The sequence below is a fragment of the Sphingobacterium sp. UBA1498 genome (assembly GCF_002325125.1).
In the GTDB taxonomy this organism is placed as follows: Bacteria; Bacteroidota; Bacteroidia; order Sphingobacteriales; family Sphingobacteriaceae; genus Sphingobacterium.
In genome coordinates, this window is record NZ_DCRG01000004.1 from 96797 (window position 1) to 116428 (window position 19632).

Genomic DNA, 19632 nt, shown 5'->3' on the forward strand with positions numbered 1-19632 from the left:
AATTGTAGTCTGAATTAGACTAATCTGTATAATCTAGTATCTTTATGCTCAGACAATAGCAAAAAGTTTACCTCATGATTTTTAATTTTATCTTATTGAATCCTACTTCAATATCTTTCATCTACCTTGCATTCGTTGACGAGCAACAACAGCAAATCCTTATTAAAACTCCTTTAAAAATTAAGCCGTCTCAATGGGATCAAGAAAAACAAAGACCCAGTAATATTTATTTAAAAAGTCTCAAAAAGCTCAATACAAAGCTGGACGAACTAAAGATTTCAATAGCAATGTATCTTTCTGAATTAAAGTCCAATAAAAAAGAATTTTCCCTACGGGCAGTCAACCGTTTCGTCAAAAAATGCTGTATAGACCACGAACCCTCACTGCCAGCAGGAGGGCTCTTGCAAAGTGTCGACAATTTTATTAAAAGCCGAATACACCTGATTACCCCAACCACACACAAACGCTATCTGGTCTTCTTCCGTTTATTGAAACGATTTGAAGGATTTCAGCAGAAACATCTTATGTTAGAGCAAGTGAATAGCTTATTTGTACAACAATTTATTGCATATGGTGAAGCTGAAAACTATAGTATAAGCACCATCCACCGCACGATACATTTTGTGCGAACAGTGCTTAATTTTTTGGAGAAACGAGGCGTCAGAACATTTGTTTACGAATTGGAACTACCCAAAGTCAGAAAAATAAACCGTGCTATCAGCCTCAATGAAGACGAAATTAGCACAATAAAAAATGTGGACGTACCCGTCCATCTAAAGGCCGCTAAAGATTGGCTGATAATCAGCTGTTACACAGGACAACGTGTCTCTGATTTTATGAATTTCAATCTCGATATGATGGAAATTCTTGATGGCAAACCCTGCTTATCCTTTACCCAGCAGAAAACACAGAAAAACATCTTACTCCCACTTCACCCTACTGCATTAATCATTATGTCAAATAATGGGCATAGTTTCCCTCACAAAATGACCGCCCAAAAATATAATGAGCAAATCAAAGAGGTGACACGCCTTGCAGGCATTACAACACTCGTCAAGGTAAGGAAGCGCAAAGGATTCCGGGCGTCAGAACAACTCATCCCAAAATGTGATGCAATTACCAGCCACATCGGAAGAAGAAGCTTTGCCACAAACTTTTATGGTAAAATTCCGACAGCATTGCTGATGGATGCCACAGGACATAGTACCGAACAAATGTTTCAACGGTATATTAGCAATGTGGATACCGAACGCACCCGCTCCCTAGGAACTTACCTAGAAAACATGTATCAAGATCGAAGCAGGTTGCAACAAAGACATCCAAGCAGCTAATTGTAAAATTTGCTTTTCAGAGACGCATCAAGGGCATCTCGATGAACCATTAAGGCTGTGCTTTTATAGCGAAAATATTCTTTCGTGAGGTAAACAATCCCCCGGAAGGCATTGCCCCTGCCCCAAGAATTCTTAGCGACATAGTATGCTCTCCCATGTTGATCTTTTGCTAAGCCTATAATATGTAGTGCATGATCATCTGTTGTTTCCCACGCGTCAAATGCTCTTTGACGTATCATAGCGTCGACTTTGCGTTCAGGTTGAGGCCGCACAAATTGATACCTCTTTTCTTCCGCTGTCATCATTGACACTGATTTCTGGGGGACATAAGCGATGCCATAAGGCCAAGAAAAACCTGGCTCCGAGATGTCGATCGTACACGCTACCGTAAAACCTTTTTTTAAAGCCCCATCAACGACAGTGGATAGATCTTCCATAGGCATATTGTAAAATTGACTGAAAGACCAATTGTCGGGAATCAAAAACACAAAAGATTTGTAGTAAGGTGCGGTCATAACGGAAGCAATATGGATATATTGATCTGGATCAATCCCAATAACCTGATCAGCAAAACTACGCGCTGTAAACTCTTTACCCTGATAGTCAAAATGAACAGGCAACTTCCCCAGATGGTCGTCCATCACAGCATCAATTTCTCGCTCCCAACTGCTTTTCAATATCCTTGTCTTTACCATCCCAGATAGTGTGCTATTCAAAACAGCGCGCATGCGCTTAAAATCCCCCGGGCTTTTCCCCGCTTTAATACCAGTATAGGCAGCTGTCGGCATCGCCCCATGTAAACGCAACATATCCATCACATCATGAAGCTGCCCGCCCTCGTTTAATTTTAATCCACCATGCAGGCGAAGATAATTCCGCGCACGTTCCAGATAAGCCATCCGGACCGTAAATAGCGGCGAAATCGCCACAGGGTTTTTACCCATTCGGATCATTTCTGATTCAAGAAAGGAATTCCCAGTATAAGACCAACAGGTATTGGAGGCACCCTGGTTCTTTACTGCTGTACTTTTCAACCGGATCAAATCAGTAAAGACAAATTCTGACCGCAATAATGGTGAACTTTGCAGATAATAAAATCTATAAAAAAGTCCAATACCTACCAAAATAGTAGCTGCGATGGCTAATACGATCCGTTTTCTTAGTTTTTTTCTCATAATCTACCTCCACAGATAACAGCAGTAAAGCGGGGAAATAGCATGCTTATAACCCAAAAAAATAATAAGCCCAAAAGAATAACACAGACTGGACAAACGAAATACAAAAACAGCAGAGCGACATCCGTTTGCGGTCTAACCTGAATAAACAAAAATTTGATAATAAAGACCAGCGGCAAACGGTGGTAAGCAAATATGAAAAAACTCGCACTAACCAAAAAGTGATTTGGCCGCCAGCTACCCTTTTCAATAAAGTAGCCTGTCACTGCAACCGCAGATAGCAATCCCAATAATACATTGGCACAATACAGATAACTCCACCCACCTTTTCCAAAACCATAAAATGCTGCTATGATCAGCAGCACATAACATAAAACAGACCAGGGTAAAAATGACTGCATAACGAGCACAAAGTTCTTATTATGTAAACTAAAATAAGCCCCTGCCGAAAAGAAAAAAAAGGATACAGTACTCCATCCAGGCAGATAAAAATAGGGTTTGAAAAGCCAGACTACCCCAAGTATCAGTACGGCAAATACACCCACTTTCCTAATTAAAAAGTAAATGATCGGAGATAGCAGTAAAACCACCATAAGGTCACGGATAAACCAAAAAGGCGAATTGATAGGTAAATTTTTTGCTGCCTTCACATGCACATGTGACGTGTCCCACAAAGACCAAAGCCAATCGGTCAAATTATACTGGATTATAGGTTTATTGACACCCGACAAAAGGCCTCCAAAAAAAGTCTGTGCCAAAAAGAAAAAAAGTAGTACCGCCAAATTCCAAAAAATATATGGAATCAGCAAACTATGTACCCGCCTCCGTAACTTATTAAAATAAACCGAAAACGTGAAAGACGCTGTACCATAAAAAAAAAGAAAACCGGAGATAAAAAAGAAAAGAGGTACACACACCTCAAACACGAGCTTCGAAAAGAGAAGAAAAACCTGCGCAAAAACAGCAAATTGACGCAAATCAACCTGCTTCGAGCCTTGAATGATAATGTTTGAAAAATCTGTATGAATAAAGACAACCCCAACAATCAACGGAAAACGCAAAAAATCGATTGTTTTCGACAACAGCTGCTCTGAAGTCAAATAACCTAAAGTCGAAGGGGGAGAATGTTCTCTTTCCATAAATTGGATTCGGTTATTTTGATTATTACCGTTAAATTAAACATTTTCCGGCAACTTCCATCCTTTTTTTCATTAAAAGAAACCCGTTCCAAATGCAACTTCATTATCCCTCATCAGGAACTCGATTATCGCTCTCCTCCTCTTTTCCAGCAGCAATCATTTCTTTAACATCGGCCATATCCCCAGCTTCCAGATGCTCGATCGCCTCAGCTTGTTCCTCAGAATAGCGGTCGATAAAGAATGAACAGCCCATTGGAAAATGATCCGAGCCTACAGACGGATAAATAAACAGTTTATCGATAAATACCGTTGGACTGTGAAATAAAAGATCCAATGGCACTCTGAAAAACCAATAATTGGCATGGAAAGTAGATAGAATGCCCCTACCAATACGTGCGTCAATCAATTTGCTGGTTTTCTTAAATAACAGTGAAGTTTTAGCCCAGGCTACATTGTTAAAATCTCCGGTCACAACCACCGGCATTTTATAATCTCTTACCCGTTTCGCCACACTGAGCAGATCGCCATCACGCTCTTTGCTATTTTCTTCTTCTGTAGGACTTGGTGGCGGTGGATGAACAGCAAAAAAAACAAACCGATACCCATCAGGAGTTTCCAGTTCGGCCTCAATACTAGGAATATCATCAGCTACAAAATAATGTACCTGACTTTTATTGATTTTCAGATTAGTATAAAAATGCATGCCATAGGTATTGTCTAATGTTACCTTCTCATAATTAGGGTAATCCTTTTCCAACACACGCAGGGCTCTTTCCCATCCAGCATCACTTTCCATGGTCAAAAAAATATGTGGCCTCTCCTTCTGAATCAGCTCGATAAAGCGATTATACGCTGTATTGAATTGCAATACATTACAAGAGATCACCTTAATGCTATCCGATGCATCCTCGCCCTTTTGATACGTTTCCCTCCGCCAAAATTTGGTATAGCGTATCAATATATAGCTATGGTATACAACCAAAGTGATCTGTATACCCTGAAGCCACCAAATCCAAGGATCATCGCCTACCAAATAAAAGCCCAACGCAAGGGCGGGCACCTGAAAGACCAACAGCTGCAACTTCACAAACTCAGCTACCCGAAAGATCCAGTGTTGGCTTTGGATAAAGGGCAATACACTCAGTATAATCAATATACTCGAGACTACAATATAGAAAATCAGCATATCGCTAGCACTAACATTTTAAACAAACTTAAACAAATTATGCATATTTTTTCAAGAGACCATCATCTTCGACTGCTCCGCAGAAATTAGGAATCTTTGTGCAAACCCTCCTGATAATCCACCCGCGTTTTGGCTAACGTATGAGGGAAGTTCGTATGGATATACGCAATCATTTCTTCCCGGATGTAACAGCGTAGGTCAAAAGCCTGGCCCGAATTGCGGCAGCTCATCAGACACCGGATCTCCATGGTACGCTCTTTGAAGTCGGTCACCTGTAGTACATTGACCTGACCATCCCAAAGCGGGTGGCCGCTGAGTAGGCTTGTGAGTTTCTCACGTAATAGCTGTACAGGTACAGTAAAATCTGTATAGATAAATACAGTCCCCAATATCTCAGAAGTAGTCCGCGTCCAATTCTGAAAAGGCTTTTCAATAAAATAAGTAATCGGCAATACCAAGCGGCGCTTGTCCCAGATATTAACAACCACATAAGTGAGGTTAATTTCCTCCACACGACCCCACTCGCCTTCAACAACAAGTACGTCGTCCATGCGAATGGGCTGTGTAAAAGCAATCTGAAAGCCTGCCAGTAGATTCCCTAGAGACTTCTGGGCTGCAAACCCAATGATGATACCGCCCACTCCCACGCCCGTCAACAGACCAGCACCAATTTTTTGCATACTATCAAAACTTAGCAAAATAATCGCCAGAGAGATCACAATAATCAGCGTAACAACCACTTTTCGGATAAAGACAATCTGAGTTCTGATCTTTCTTTCGCGCAGGTTATTCTCTTTGTTGATATCAAAACGATGGTAAAGATAGTCTTCAAAAACCTTAATCCCCTGTATCAATACTAGTGCAAAGAAACTCACCAGCAAAAGTTCATTTGTTTTACTCACCACACGCAGCGTCCGGTCGTTAAATTGAGCAAAAGGCAACAAACTGTTAAATAAAATCAAAGGTATAAAAACACTCAGTACACGGTTAAATCTTCTGACAAAGGAACGGAACACACTGTAAGACTCCTGCTGAATGGCCTGTCGTCGCAAAAGCGGTATAAAAATCAGTTTAATCAAAAAACCTACTAAAAATGAAAATAGAATTAATGCAATATTCCAGAGCCAGGCAGGCCATTGCTGTGAAAGTTGAATTAATGTTTCGTTCATCATGCTGTTCTATCTTTGTGTTTATGTTTTATTCTTATGAAAGAATAACTGTTAAGAAGGGCTAACGTTTGCTTTAATTTGAGAAAGATCAATTCAGACTTCTCATGTCGGTTTTGAACACCATCGTTCTGTTTAAATTTGCAGCAGCTCGGAAACTCTTTTTGGTATGTTTTTTGAGTCTAGACAGCCTATTGCAAGGCAACTAACAAAATATGTACATCAGCAAGAAGATATACTACAGAAAACACATTTACCGTTTATTGATGATGGAAATAGGTTAGCACAATTAACTTTCCAAGAAAATTAAACCAAACACTAATAAAAAAATGAGCAAGAAAAAAGACAATTCAAGATGGCTAAATGTGGCCATATCCTGGGGAGCAAGTATCGTCATCATTGGAGTACTGTTTAAGATCCTGCATATCGGTGGCACCACAGCCAATTATATGATAGGAATCGGTTTGGGCGTAGAGGCTTTCCTTTTCTTTTTAATGGGGTTCAATCCGCCCCCACCCGAGCCCGACTGGACCCGTGTCTATCCTGAATTGGACGAAAAATTTAATGGTGAACTGCCACAAAGAGCAACAACTGTTGTCGCCCAGCCGGCCGGCCCCTCAGCAACTGCAGCTTTAGATAAAATGTTTGCCGATGCCAATATCGAACCAGCAAGCATTGAAAACCTAGGCCGTGGCCTACGTGACTTTAGTGAAAAAGTAGCTGCCATAAACAAGCTTTCTGATGTCTCATTAGCAACAGAAGAATTCACCAATAAGCTACGAACAGCGACTTCTAAGTTTGACAACCTAAGCCTCGCCTTCGAAAAAGCATCCGAAAACCTGGTCGCAATGTCAAATACTTCAGGCGATACGTCCAACTACCACCAGCAGGTAAAAAGTTTGACAACAAACCTAAGCCAGCTGAATGAGATGTACGAACGCGAATTGCGCGATTCGGCCTCCCATTTACAATCGATGAACAAGTTTTATGAGAATCTAAGCTTTACCATGCAAAACTTCAATGAATCACTGGATGACTCCAAAGCATTTAAAGATGAAGTAGGCAAACTTGCGAAAAACCTCAATGCCTTGAATGCCATCTATGGAAATATGTTGAGCGCGATGAATCAGCCGCGTGTGTAATTAATTCTTGTATTACTTAAATCAAAAACAATGGCATTAGGAAGAGAAACTCCAAGACAAAGGATGATAGGCATCCTCTATCTGGTCCTGCTCGCCTTATTGGCGCTCAATGTACCGGATTCTATCTTGGATGCATTCAAAAATATCAACAACAGTCTCGAAACATCCAAATCGAATGTCAGCACAGCAGTACAGCAACTGTTCAATGCATTTGAAAACACCAAACTGAAAGAAGAGCCCGCACGTGCGAAGCCCATCTATGACAAGGCAAAAAAAGCTCAGGCAATTATCGGCGAACTCAACCAGTATATCGCCTCCTTAAAAGAAGAATTTGTCAAACAGGGCGGTGGATATGACGAAGAAAAAGGCGATCTAGCCCAGCGTGAAAACGAAGACATCTCCCCAAATCTTATGATCAATGAGAAAAAAGGCACCGTGTTAAAAGACAAAATCAATGCTACGCGCACAAAATTGCTCGCCCTGCTCACACCTGAAGAACAAAAGATGGTATCATTTTCCTTGGAGGCAAAAGATCCAGAAAAAGCCGTCAATGGCAAAAAATCATGGGAGGAAATCAATTTCGGTAGCGGCACCCCTTTAACCGCTGCGATGACCATTTTAACGAAAATACAAACAGACGCGCAGAATGCAGAATCTGATGTAGTTAAACTTATCTTGGGCAAAATGGATCAGGCGGTGGTCAATCTAGATAAATTTGCAGCAGTTGCTGTTGCCCCAACATCCTACTTAGTACAGGGCCAGCCCTACAAAGCAGAAGTATTTCTTACAGCATCCGATTCCAAATCTCAACCCGCAATCTCGGTCAATGGATCGACACTTCAAGTAGTTGATGGAAAAGGGGTATATGCAGTCAATACCAGCCGTGAAGGAATCTATACCTGGACCGGCGTGATCAAAGTCAAACAGACCGACGGATCATATAAAGAGTATCGCACCCCTGTACAGACCTATCAAGTAGCACGTCCATCGGCCGTTGTATCACCCGACAAGATGAATGTACTATATATCGGTGTAAACAACCCCATTTCTGTATCAGCCCCAGGAACGCCAGCCGATAAAATCCGTGTCAGCATGAGCGGAGGCAGCATTTCTAGTGCTGGTGGCGGCAAATACAATGTGAAGGTAAGCTCTCCGGGCACAGCACATATTTCAGTCTCTGCTGAGGTAGCACCTGGAAAAACACAGACATTGAGTTCGACCGAATTTCGTGTAAAACGCATTCCAGACCCCATTGCCAAATTTGCTGGCAAAACAGGTGGTTCCATGGCTACCGTGGCCCTTAAAGCGCAAAATGCACTGTTCGCAAAATTGGATAACTTTGACTTCGATGCCACCTTCAGGGTAACCAAGTTTACGATGATCATTGCTAAGCCACGGGCCGATGCCATCGTATTATCGACATCCGGAGGACAGTTGAGTTCAAGCATGTCTTCTGCCTTAAGTGGAATTGTACCAGGTACACGTGTAATATTCGATAATATTGTTGCAGTGGGTCCTGACGGTACATCAAGACAACTGAATGCTGTCGCGTTAACGGCAAACTAAAGTTGCCAAATATACTTGCATTTAAATTTTTTTAGCTATTAAAAACTACAAAAACAGAGCTACCAAAAATGGGTAGCTCTGTTTTTATTTTAAAGAATGAACGCGAAAAACTATATCAAATAGTTGTTCCTGTGTATACCATAGTTCCTATGAATGATGCGGAAAAAACAAGCGAATAACCGTTCCCTTACCTAGCTTACTGGAAAGATTAACAGTACCGTCCAAACGTTCCATCAACTCCTTTACCAATGAAAGTCCTATTCCCGATCCCTGCGCTTCAACAGTGTTGCTCGCACGCTCATGCGCTTTAAATACAAGCTCCAAATCTTCTTCCGGAATACCGATCCCATTATCTTCCAAATAATAGACAGTCCCTTTGCTCGTATTTTCACTATAGATAGCAAGATAATCCTGCTCTGTCTGCTTGGCGTATTTTACAGCATTAATGATCAAATTAAAAAAGATCTGATATACCACACTACAGTCTGCTTCCAGCTGGAGGAGATTCCCCAACCTAAATGCCAGCTGCGAAGCCGGATAAATAAGCTTCGCTTCAGCAACCCATTCAACAAGTTTCTTATCCATCTCGATACATTCCTTAACGGGATTGACAGCACGTATTTTATTGATCTGCAGCGTTTGGTTAATGATAGACTGAATATTCTCTATCGCACCGCGCATATTTTCATACCACTTTTGCTGAACATGTTCCGGTAAAGTGATATCCTTTTGACGCAACATATCGTTTCCCATCTTCAAAATAGACAAGGGATTTTTTAAATCATGGGAAAGCGTATTGGACAGGAGATCCAATTTTCTATTGAAAGAGATTTGCTCCTTCTGGCTTTCGGCTTTCTCATAGGCAAGCTTTCTTTCGGTAACATCCCACGACGAATGTAAAATAGCATAGGTATTTCCCTTCTCATCCAGCAACGCTTTATACTCGAAATCAAAGTATCGTCTGATAATATTTTTCCCGGATACGATATCGGCAGGTGTGTCCTTGGCCCGATAGCTAATTCCGGTTTTCCATACATTTTTTAAAATAGATGAAAATCCTTCTTTTTCAAAACTGGGAAAGCAAGCGCTTAAAGTACGTCCTATAATCGAGCTGTCTGCATGCCAGGTATTCAACATCGCCTGATTGGCAAAGGCAATATTCAAGTCCGCACTATCATAGATAGCCGTAGCTAGCGGAGACTGCTCCAGTACCGAAAGCAAAAGGTGCTCATCAAAAGGCATAAACAAAAATTTAATGTTCGTGTATCAATAAATATATGGGAATTCTAAACAAATTTACGCAACAGAAATAATGCCATTATTGCACTCCTGTACACAAAGAAAAATTAAAAAATAGCTGCAAAAAACGCATATACCAGTATCCTAACAAATTAGCGGCGCGCGCGGCCTGAGACAAATCAACAAAAGATTGAATGGATTGATATTGCGCATTCGCCGAAATTAGCAGTATTAGATAAACCAATTTATAAACCAAATTCACGATTACTCTTAATTCTCGCTGTCCACAAACGCGAATCTAGAGAAAATCAAACACATACTTCACGTAGTTTGAAAATCGGCAGAATTTAACCGAATGAATGATGAAAAAGTATAAAAAGCATTTCATGTACCTCAGCTTAGCTGTGATTTTCGGTCTCCTTTTTAATTCCTGCAAGGAAAAAGAAGGTGCCAGTGAAGATCCAGACAAGGGCATCTCAGGCAAGGCCGTTTTTACCGATTTCGCCCCAAAAAAAGGAGCCGTCCGCACAAGGCTGTATATTGAAGGAAGTAATTTCGGCAGCGATGTCAACAAAATCAAGGTCTTTATTGGTGAGCAGGAACTCAAAGTTGTTGGGTCAAATGGCAGCCAGATTTATTGCATGATCCCGCGGTACACCAGCTCCGGAAAAGTAAAAGTGGTTATTACCCGCAGCGCAGGAGAAGCAGTTGAACACATTTTCCCCGAGGAATTCCAGTATGCTAAAAGTACCGCTGTCGGCACCCTTGTCGGCAATGTGGATGAAAACGGTAATTCATCCATTATAGATGGTAATTTTGATGAGGCTAGATTTGCCTATCCAGCCTATATCACCTACGAGCCCGAAAGCAATGCACTCTTCGTAACCGAACTGGACAGAGCCGTCCGCCGCGTAGATTTGCAAACAAAAACAGTTTCCACACTGATTACCAATGGACAGGCCGGCTTCACGAAAATGCAGACCACCACATTGAGTGCAAATACAGATACCCTATTCCTCACCGACGACAACCAGAATCTGACGGCCAGAACCAAGGTCGCCATTGCCTATTCCCTCCGCTCCGAAAACTACCGCCGGGTACATCCATATCTCTATGATCCTGCCGCCTATTCCTGCGCCCCACACCCCATTCACAATAACATGTTCTACAATGGATATGCCGGTATAGCCATCAAAAAGGCTGTATTTGACCCTTTCCTCAACGAACTCGGACCCAAGGAACTCTTTAAAATCGGCGGAAATACCAATAACAGCTCCCTGATCTTTTTTCATCCAACAGGTAACTACGCATACATCGTTTCCTACGGTTGTATCTATAAAAGCGTGTACGACTGGACGACCAGAGAATTACAACCGCCCATTATCTTTGCCGGTAGTCCTACAGCCAAAGGCGATGTCGATGCCATCGGCACCTCCGCCAGGATCGAGCGTGCTTATCAAGGTGTATTTGTCAAGAATCCCGACTATGCAGGACAGGCCGATGAATATGATTTTTACTTCTGCGACCAGTACAATCAAAGTATCCGCACGTTAGCCCCCACAGGTGTGGTCAGCACTTTCGCAGGCAAGGGTAGCCCCACCCCCGATGGTAGTAAAAGCGGCTATATTGATGGCGACCCGCGCAAGGAAGCCCGGTTTGCCGATCCCACCGGAATCGCCTACGACGAAGAACGTAAGATATTTTACATTGCCGAGCGCAATAATAAACGTATCCGCACCATATCGATCGAATAAAAAAATTTAAAAGCATACAAACAGATCCATTCCGTACGCTATAATCTAAAGATAGCGTCCGAAAGGCGTATTGACCAATAATAAACCAATGAAAAAAAGAATTCTACTGCTCCTACTGGCTCTGATCGCCGTTAAGCTCAACCATGCGCAAAATGGCTCGCGCATTCCGGTCGCCATCACCGGAGCTGTCAGCAACAAGGCGAAGGAACCGCTTAGCGGCGTCACGGTAACCATAAAAGACCAACCCGGACTCGGAACAGCCACCGACAACAAAGGAAACTATACCATCAAAGCATCCAAATACCAATGGCTGGTCTTTGCCATGCTCGGTTACGAAAAACAGGAAATATTAATCAAAGATGACCTCAAAATAGATATTATACTAAAAGAAGCGGACCATAGAGCCATGGACGAGGTCATCGTCACCGCGCTCGGACCACAAAAGAAAGCCACAGTTACCGGTGCCGTCACTACTGTTGATCTCTCCCAGCTAAAGACACCAACCTCGAGTATCACCAATGCACTGGCAGGAAATGTAGCAGGTGTGATGGCGATGCAGTCTAGCGGCCAGCCCGGAAGCAACATGTCCGAATTCTGGATAAGAGGTATCTCCACATTTGGCGCCGGTACCTCCGCTTTAATCCTTGTCGACGGATTCGAGCGTAGCCTAAACGAAATCAGTATTGAGGATATCGAATCATTTTCGATCCTCAAAGACGCCTCCACAACCGCGATATATGGTTCTAGGGGAGCCAATGGTGTTGTTTTGATCACCACAAAAAAAGGAAAAACGGATCGCGTGAGCATCAACGGCAAACACGAGGCCTCCTACAATACACGAACATTTACACCGAGTTATGTCGATGGGCATACCTATGCAAGCCTCATGAATGAATCACGTATCACCCGCAACGAAGAGCCATTTTACAACAACGAGGAACTCTTCCTCATAAAAAATCGACTCGATCCTGATCTATACCCCGACATCAATTGGATGGACATGTTTTTAAAGGACGGTGCCTTTACACAACGTAGCTCGCTCAATTTCGACGGTGGCGGCTCACTGGCAAGATACTTTGTTTCCGGAAGTTACATCAACGAAGGCGGAATGTACGAAACCGACGAAAACCTCAAAAATTATAATACCAACGCCAATTATAAAAGATGGAATTACCGCGCCAATATCGATATGAACCTCACCAAATCCACTTTGCTACGCGTGGGTATCAGCGGGTCGCTGGGCAAACAAAACCTTCCCGGCGGCACATATGATGAAATCTGGGCCTCGCTCATGGGGCAGAATCCCATTTCTATTCCCATTAAATACAGCGATGGACGTGTTGCATCCAGAGGTGGGGCAGAAAAGCAGAACCCCTGGGTATTGATCACACAGCAGGGATATATCGAAAATTGGGAAAACAAACTGCAGACCAACGTTACACTAGAGCAAAACCTCGATGTGCTGACCAAGGGGTTACGTTTTGTAGGACGCTTTGGTTACGACATCAACAACAACAATAATATCCGCAGAATGAAATGGCCAGAAGGCTGGATGGCCGAACGGCTGCGCAACTCCGACGGCGAGCTTGTACTCAAAAGAACAATTACCGAGCAGCTTCTCACACAGCGCTCCAATGCCACCGGCGACCGCTTTGAGACCATGCAAGGTGAATTACACTATAACAAACAACTCAAAGATCATACCCTCGGCGGAGTAGTACAGTATACACAAGAAAAACGCGTCAACACCTCCAATTATGGCGAGGATATTATGCAGGGCATAGAACGCCGAAATCAGCGGCTCGCAGGTCGGTTTACATATGGCTATCAGTCGCGCTACTTCTTCGACTTCAATTTCGGTTACAACGGATCAGAGAATTTTGCCAAAGGCCATCAGTTTGACCTCTTTCCAGCCGTCTCCGGAGCATGGAATATAGCAGAAGAAAAATTCATCAAAGAGCGGCTTAGCTGGATGAATATGCTCAAGATCAGGTACTCTTTTGGTAAGGTCGGCAACGACGCCATGCCCGTACGCTTCCCCTATCTAGCTTCTTTTAGCACCGATGAAAATCTCGGCTACAATTGGGGCGATATCGAAAGCAAAAACCTTTACCCTGGACTCACCTATTCCCGTATAGCCTCCAATTCCATTACCTGGGAAATTGCCACCAAACACGACCTCGGACTCGATTTTTCTTTTTTCAATGACAAATTCGGTGGACAGCTCGACTACTTTCATGAACAACGTGATGGAATATACATGGAACGTAAATATATCCCTTTTGTGGTCGGCCTACAAGGACAAGATCCCAGGGCCAACGTCGGTTCTACACGATCCGAAGGCTTTGATGGCCAGATGCGGTTTACCCAAAAGATCAATCAGCTCAGTCTAACGGCGCGTGGCACCCTGACCTACAGTAAAAACACCATCCTCGAAGCCGACGATCAGTTCAGCAACTATCCATACACCACCCTTTCCGGCTTTCGGGTCAATCAGAACAAAGGGCTCATCGCCTTAGGACTTTTTAAAGACTATGAAGATATCCGAAACAGTGCTACCCAAAACTTTGGCCGTACTGCCCCCGGAGATATCAAATACAAGGATATTAATGGCGATGGGAAAATCGACGACACCGATATCGTACCCATCGGCGCTACGCGTTACCCTAACCTCGTCTATGGCTTTGGCTTATCAGCAAACTACAAATCATTTGATGCCAGCGTACATTTCCAGGGTGCCGGAAAATCCTCCTTCTTTATTAACGGGTATACAGTATACCCATTCAGCCAGGGCGACTGGGGAAATATTCTGACCGATGTTGTCGAATCCAACCGCTGGATACTTGGCGTCAACGAAGATGTAAATGCCCAATACCCCAGACTCAGTTACGGCGGTAGCGCCAATAACTACCGCGCTTCAACCTATTGGCTCCGCGAGAGTTCGTACCTACGGCTCAAAACCCTCGATATAGGATATGCCATACCCAACGGATTCACAAAAAGAATAGGCGTCAAATCGGCACGGCTCTATGCCATGGGCACCAACTTGCTGACCTTCTCCAAATTTAAATTGTGGGACCCCGAAATGAACAGTTCCAATGGTCAAGCCTATCCACTGGCCAAAACAATCACCCTCGGACTTACCATCAACCTCTAACGATAGAAACATGAAGAAAATAACACTACTCGCACCCTTGCTGCTCAGCGTCAGTTTATGTCTATCCATCAGCTCCTGCTCCAAATACCTGGATGTTGAGCATTTTTTTGATGACCGACAGAGCGAAGATCGCATTTTTAAAAGCAAGGATTATACCGAGCAATGGCTCGGAAACTGTTACAACAAACTATTGGACTACAACCTCGAAATGGGCCATCGAAATTATACCATCTCCAACTACTCGGACGATATGTTCTACAATGAATCCGCCGGGGGCAACGGCGATGAGTACCGGCGATTTAAATTTGGAGAGTACGATTATACCTGGCAGCGTCAATCGTGGGCACAGTCCTATGGCGGAATCCGTCAAGCCTCAGTCATGATACACAGCATGGCTGAAGGCGGAGCTTTCACACCAAAACAGGTAACAGATTACAAGGCGCAGGCACGCTTTATCCGTGCCTACCTGTACTGGCTACTCCTACGCAAGTATGGTCCAGTACCAATTATGCCAGACAAAGGCGTAGACTACGACGAAAGCTACGACAAACTAGCCTACCCGCGCAACACCTACGATGAAGTAGCCACCTTTATTGCCGAAGAAATGGCCCTGGCAGCGCAAGATCTACCCCTAAAACGCGACAATCGCAATATCGCCCGTCCTACGCGTGGAGCAGCATTGGCCACACGCGCCAAAGCATTATTATTTGCGGCAAGCCCCCTGGCCAATGGTAACGCAGAAATGAGCGACTTTACCGACGATAAAGGCCGTGCGCTGATTTCGGCACAATACAACGAAGATAAATGGGCACGCGCAGCAGCGGCGGCCAAAGATGTGATCGATTTAAATGCTTACAAGCTCTATACAGCCGATTTTAAAGCCAAAGGTACTACCGACTATCCAGCCACCATCACACCCCCACATCATCCAGAATACTCCGACAAGAACTTTCCGGAAGGGTGGGCCAATATTGATCCCTTCGAATCCTATCGCGCCGTATTTAACGGTGATCTATATGCGTCCGAAAATCCAGAGATGATCTTTACTAGAGGGGAAAATCAAACCGATGAAAACCATGGTATTATCGCGCTGACAAGGCACCAGATGCCCCAGGTGGGCGGCGGATACAACTGCCATGGCATTACCTTAAAACAATGTGATGCGTACGCCATGAATGACGGAACCACATTTAATAGACAGCAAATCCGGCAGAAATACGGAGCAAATATGTTTGTGCAAAAGGCTGAACTTGATCAATTCAAGCCACTCCTGGAAAATGTCTGGAAAGACTTTGCCCATCGAGAACCACGATTTTATGCTTCAGTGGCCTATAGTGGCACGCTGTGGACCATGTCTAGCGCCACCTCCAACTTATCCAATGTCACGAACAAACAGATCTTCTATTATCGGGGTGAAAATGAGGGCATGATCAATGGTGACCGCTGGCTACCTACGGGGATAGGCATGATGAAATTTGTCAACCCAAAAGATAATGCCACAGGCAATGGCGGCAAGATATACCCCAAAGTGGAAATCGCCATACGGTATGCCGACCTGCTGCTCATGTATGCTGAAGCGCTCAATGAGATCAATGGATCCCATATGATTGCCAGCTGGGACGGCAAAACTACGCATCAGATCACTCGAAATATTGATCAGATGAAAAACAGTATAGGTATGGTTCGTATCCGCGCGGGAGTGCCCAATTATGACAACGCCATATATACCGATCAGGCAGCGTTACGCCGCCAAATCAAAGGTGAGCGGCAGATCGAATTGCTGGGCGAAAATCAGCGCTACTACGACTTACGCCGATGGAAAGATGCTCCAATAGATGAAGCACAACAGATCTACGGCTACAATGTGTATATGACCAAAGACAATGCCGACCTATTCTATACCCCTGTGCGCGTACCACAACTCCAGACTATATTTTCTAAAAAAATGTACTTCTGGCCCGTCGACTGGGATGAGCTCCGCAAAAACAGACGCATGACGCAGGCACCGGGATGGCCTTCTTTCGATTAATTAAACCAGCCAAAAAGAATTAGATAGAAAATACCGCAATCGACATTGCATACTTATTTAAGCATTTAAAAAAAAACACATGAAAAATCCTTATATCTATATTTTAACCCTAGTCTTGGCCTTGTTCCAAACGGGGTGCAACGATGAATGGGAGGAAGAACTGTATACACAGATGGTGTCTTTTAAAGCCCCAATTGGAAATGAAGGTGTATCTGAAGTGTATCTGCGCTACAACAAGACCGGCGAAGTCACCTACAAATTGCCTATCATACTGAGCGGCTCCCGCGAGAACGACAAAGACCGCTATGTCAAGGTGGCTGTTGATAGCGATACACTAGCCACTTTTAACCAGGAAAAATATCAGTACCGCAAAGACTTATATTTTAAACAGCTTCCCGAACAGTTTTTTGCACTGCCCAAGGAGAGCTGCCTGATCCCCAAAGGAGCACATACCGAAAATTATCCGATCAAATTTAAGTTTGAAAACCTTGATCTGGTCGAACGCTATGTACTTCCACTGTCCATTCAGGAAGACCCCTCCTATGTGACCAATAAGCGCAAAGGATGGCGCAAAGCATTGCTCTATGTCAAGCCATTTAATAATTATTCGGGCAACTATTCAGCTACATCCATGAATGTCTATGCCGACGGGCAAACTAAAAATCCACTTGTATCCAGCGTCAGAACATCATGGGTGGTAGACGAAAAAGCAGTGTTTTTCTACGCCGGAGTGCTGGAAGAGAAATCAGAAGATCGGGGCCGTTACAAGATTATCATGGAGTTTATGGAACCCTCGGAAGATGTTAACGGTATCAAATCGGGTACTCTTCATGTGTATGCCGCCGACAAATCCATCAACTTTGAAATGCTCGGGCAGCCCACGTACCAATTAAGGGAAATCGCAGATGCCACCAAAAAATATTTGGTCAAACAGTACTGCACCGTCAACCTAAAATACAAATATGACGATATCACCACCATGCCCGGTGTGCCCGTACGCTACCGCGCAGAAGGAAGCATGACGATGGAACGATCACGCAACACGCTTATTCCCGATGAAGACCAGGCCATACAGTGGTAGCATACGTCCGGGTAAATGCTGATCAATCAAGCGATGCAATTCAATTGAAAATCTTTAAACAAACACATCCATGAAAAGAATGACAGTAACCTTTTATTTTATGATGAGCAGCATGTTATGGGTATCTGCCTGCCAAAAAAACAATCCTAAAAACGATTTCGAGCCCATCCCCAAAAGCAATACGCAACCTGTAGATTCTGCTGCCGACGATACAGTAGTGTTAGATAGTACTTTCTCCAATCCACTCATGCCCGGAGGTCCCGACCCCTGGGTAATCCAAAAAGACGGTACTTACTATTATACCTATACCCAGGGAAGTAAGCTCGTTATCCTCGAAACCAAAAGCATGTCCGAACTCGCTTCCGCACGTCGATATGAAGTCTATACCCCCCCTGCAGATCAGCCCTATTCAAAAAATTTATGGGCACCCGAATTGCATGAAATCGATGGTAAATGGTACTTCTATTTTGCAGCAGATAATGGCAGCAATGCCAACCACAGAATGTATGTGCTCGAAAATTCTTCTCCCACCCCCGTTCAGGGCAACTGGGAAATGAAAGGTAAGATTTCCGATAGCACAAGCGAATGGGCCATTGACGGAACCATTTTGCGGCATGACGGAAAGATGTATATGATCTGGTCGGGCGGAAATGCCGGCGCACCGCCCCAAAACATTTATATAGCTCCCATGAGCAACCCCTGGACAATCTCAGGACCAAAGGTCATGATTGCCACGCCCACCTACGCATGGGAGAAAAACGGAAATCCAATCAACGAAGGCCCCCAGGTGTTGATCAATCCACAGGGCAAAGTCTATATCGTTTATTCGGGCAGCGGTTACTGGTCCGACGGCTATTGCCTAGGCCTACTTGAGCTAAAAGATGACGGAGACCCACTACAGGCAGCAGATTGGACAAAACGCAACCATCCCGTATTTTCCATGAGACCCGAAAGTAGCATTTATGGTCCCGGCCACAACGGTTTTTTTAAATCTCCTGATGGAAAAGAAGACTGGATGATTTATCATGCACGTAATGTAGCCAATGACGGCAATGCCACACGCAGACCCTACATCCAGCGATTTTCCTGGCATACAGATGGCTCGCCAAACTTCGGTCTACCGGCCAATCCTGCACTCAAACAAAAGCGTCCAGCAGGAGAAAAATGGCGGAAAATATATACCAAGAAAGGATGGACTGTCGCTGGCTTCAGTTCCGAAGAACCCAATAACAACCGGGTGGCTGCCGCAGTGATCGATGACAATATCAACTCCATATGGATAACCCGCTATTCAGTCAATCCAACAAAGTACCCCGACCATTACCTCACCATCGACATCGGAAAGGCTCAACCCATAGATGGTTTTGTAATCCATCAAAAAGATGGCGACAGAAAGATCAAAGAATTGGAAATCCATGTCGGCAATGACAATCAAAACTGGGAAAACCTGGGCACCTTTACCTTGAGCGATGTCAATCTCCTGCGGCAGTTTATCGACCTGGCGCAGACCAAGCAATTTCGCTATTTTAAACTCATACCTAAGTCAGGGTACGACAATCAACAGCAGCCCGGCCTGGCGGAAGTAGGCATATTCCGCAATAGTGATTAGCATACACTAAACGATGATTACTGAAAATTATAGGGGCAGTCCAAAAATTATTGGATTG

General features: G+C 43.9%; 13 protein-coding genes. 8 read left to right on the forward strand and 5 right to left on the reverse strand.

Going from position 1 to position 19632, the window contains the following annotated elements:
- Positions 1–74 precede the first annotated feature (74 nt).
- Positions 75–1331, forward strand: coding sequence for a tyrosine-type recombinase/integrase (locus B3139_RS03350; protein ID WP_293879748.1), 1257 nt, complete (start codon positions 75–77; stop codon positions 1329–1331).
- Here the strand turns inward: B3139_RS03350 and B3139_RS03355 are convergent.
- From B3139_RS03355 to B3139_RS03370, 4 genes are all read right to left on the reverse strand, one after another.
- On the reverse strand, positions 1328–2506 hold the full coding sequence (locus B3139_RS03355; RefSeq protein ID WP_209579371.1) for an aminopeptidase: 1179 nt from the start codon (positions 2504–2506) through the stop codon (positions 1328–1330). The two genes, B3139_RS03350 and B3139_RS03355, sit on opposite strands and share 4 nt — an antisense overlap.
- A complete protein-coding gene (locus B3139_RS03360; RefSeq protein WP_209579370.1) occupies positions 2503–3645 on the reverse strand; it encodes an acyltransferase family protein in 1143 nt (380 codons plus the stop codon). Before B3139_RS03360 ends, B3139_RS03355 begins: the two co-directional genes overlap by 4 nt.
- A gap of 103 nt (positions 3646–3748) precedes the next feature.
- Positions 3749–4831 (reverse strand): endonuclease/exonuclease/phosphatase family protein, encoded by a 1083-nt coding sequence (locus B3139_RS03365; protein ID WP_293879753.1) that lies wholly within the window; start codon positions 4829–4831, stop codon positions 3749–3751.
- Between the two features lie 86 nt (positions 4832–4917).
- Positions 4918–6003 carry a mechanosensitive ion channel family protein gene (locus B3139_RS03370; RefSeq protein WP_293879755.1) on the reverse strand — a complete coding sequence of 362 codons (1086 nt, stop codon included), beginning with the start codon at positions 6001–6003 and terminating at the stop codon, positions 4918–4920.
- A 323-nt stretch (positions 6004–6326) separates the two neighbouring features.
- Between B3139_RS03370 and gldL the strand changes: the two genes are divergently transcribed.
- On the forward strand, positions 6327–7139 hold the full coding sequence (gldL, locus tag B3139_RS03375) for a gliding motility protein GldL (RefSeq protein WP_209579368.1): 813 nt from the start codon (positions 6327–6329) through the stop codon (positions 7137–7139).
- 30 nt (positions 7140–7169) lie between these two features.
- On the forward strand, positions 7170–8705 hold the full coding sequence (gene gldM / locus B3139_RS03380) for a gliding motility protein GldM (RefSeq protein ID WP_293879758.1): 1536 nt from the start codon (positions 7170–7172) through the stop codon (positions 8703–8705).
- A gap of 147 nt (positions 8706–8852) precedes the next feature.
- Here gldM and B3139_RS03385 read toward each other — a convergent pair whose 3' ends face one another.
- Entirely contained in the window at positions 8853–9947 is a 1095-nt protein-coding gene (locus B3139_RS03385) for a PAS domain-containing sensor histidine kinase (RefSeq protein WP_293879760.1), read from the reverse strand.
- Positions 9948–10303: 356 nt separating this feature from the next.
- Between B3139_RS03385 and B3139_RS03390 the strand changes: the two genes are divergently transcribed.
- The 5 genes from B3139_RS03390 (at position 10304) to B3139_RS03410 (ending at position 19574) form a co-directional block, all read left to right on the forward strand.
- Positions 10304–11698, forward strand: coding sequence for an IPT/TIG domain-containing protein (locus B3139_RS03390; RefSeq protein WP_293879762.1), 1395 nt, complete (start codon positions 10304–10306; stop codon positions 11696–11698).
- 88 nt (positions 11699–11786) lie between these two features.
- Positions 11787–14855, forward strand: a complete 3069-nt coding sequence (locus tag B3139_RS03395; RefSeq protein WP_293879764.1) for a SusC/RagA family TonB-linked outer membrane protein — start codon at positions 11787–11789, stop codon at positions 14853–14855.
- Between the two features lie 10 nt (positions 14856–14865).
- Positions 14866–16884, forward strand: a complete 2019-nt coding sequence (locus tag B3139_RS03400; protein ID WP_293879766.1) for a RagB/SusD family nutrient uptake outer membrane protein — start codon at positions 14866–14868, stop codon at positions 16882–16884.
- Between the two features lie 79 nt (positions 16885–16963).
- A complete protein-coding gene (locus B3139_RS03405; protein ID WP_293879768.1) occupies positions 16964–17965 on the forward strand; it encodes a DUF4973 domain-containing protein in 1002 nt (333 codons plus the stop codon).
- Between the two features lie 70 nt (positions 17966–18035).
- Positions 18036–19574 (forward strand): family 43 glycosylhydrolase, encoded by a 1539-nt coding sequence (locus tag B3139_RS03410; protein ID WP_293879770.1) that lies wholly within the window; start codon positions 18036–18038, stop codon positions 19572–19574.
- Positions 19575–19632: the final 58 nt, after the last annotated feature.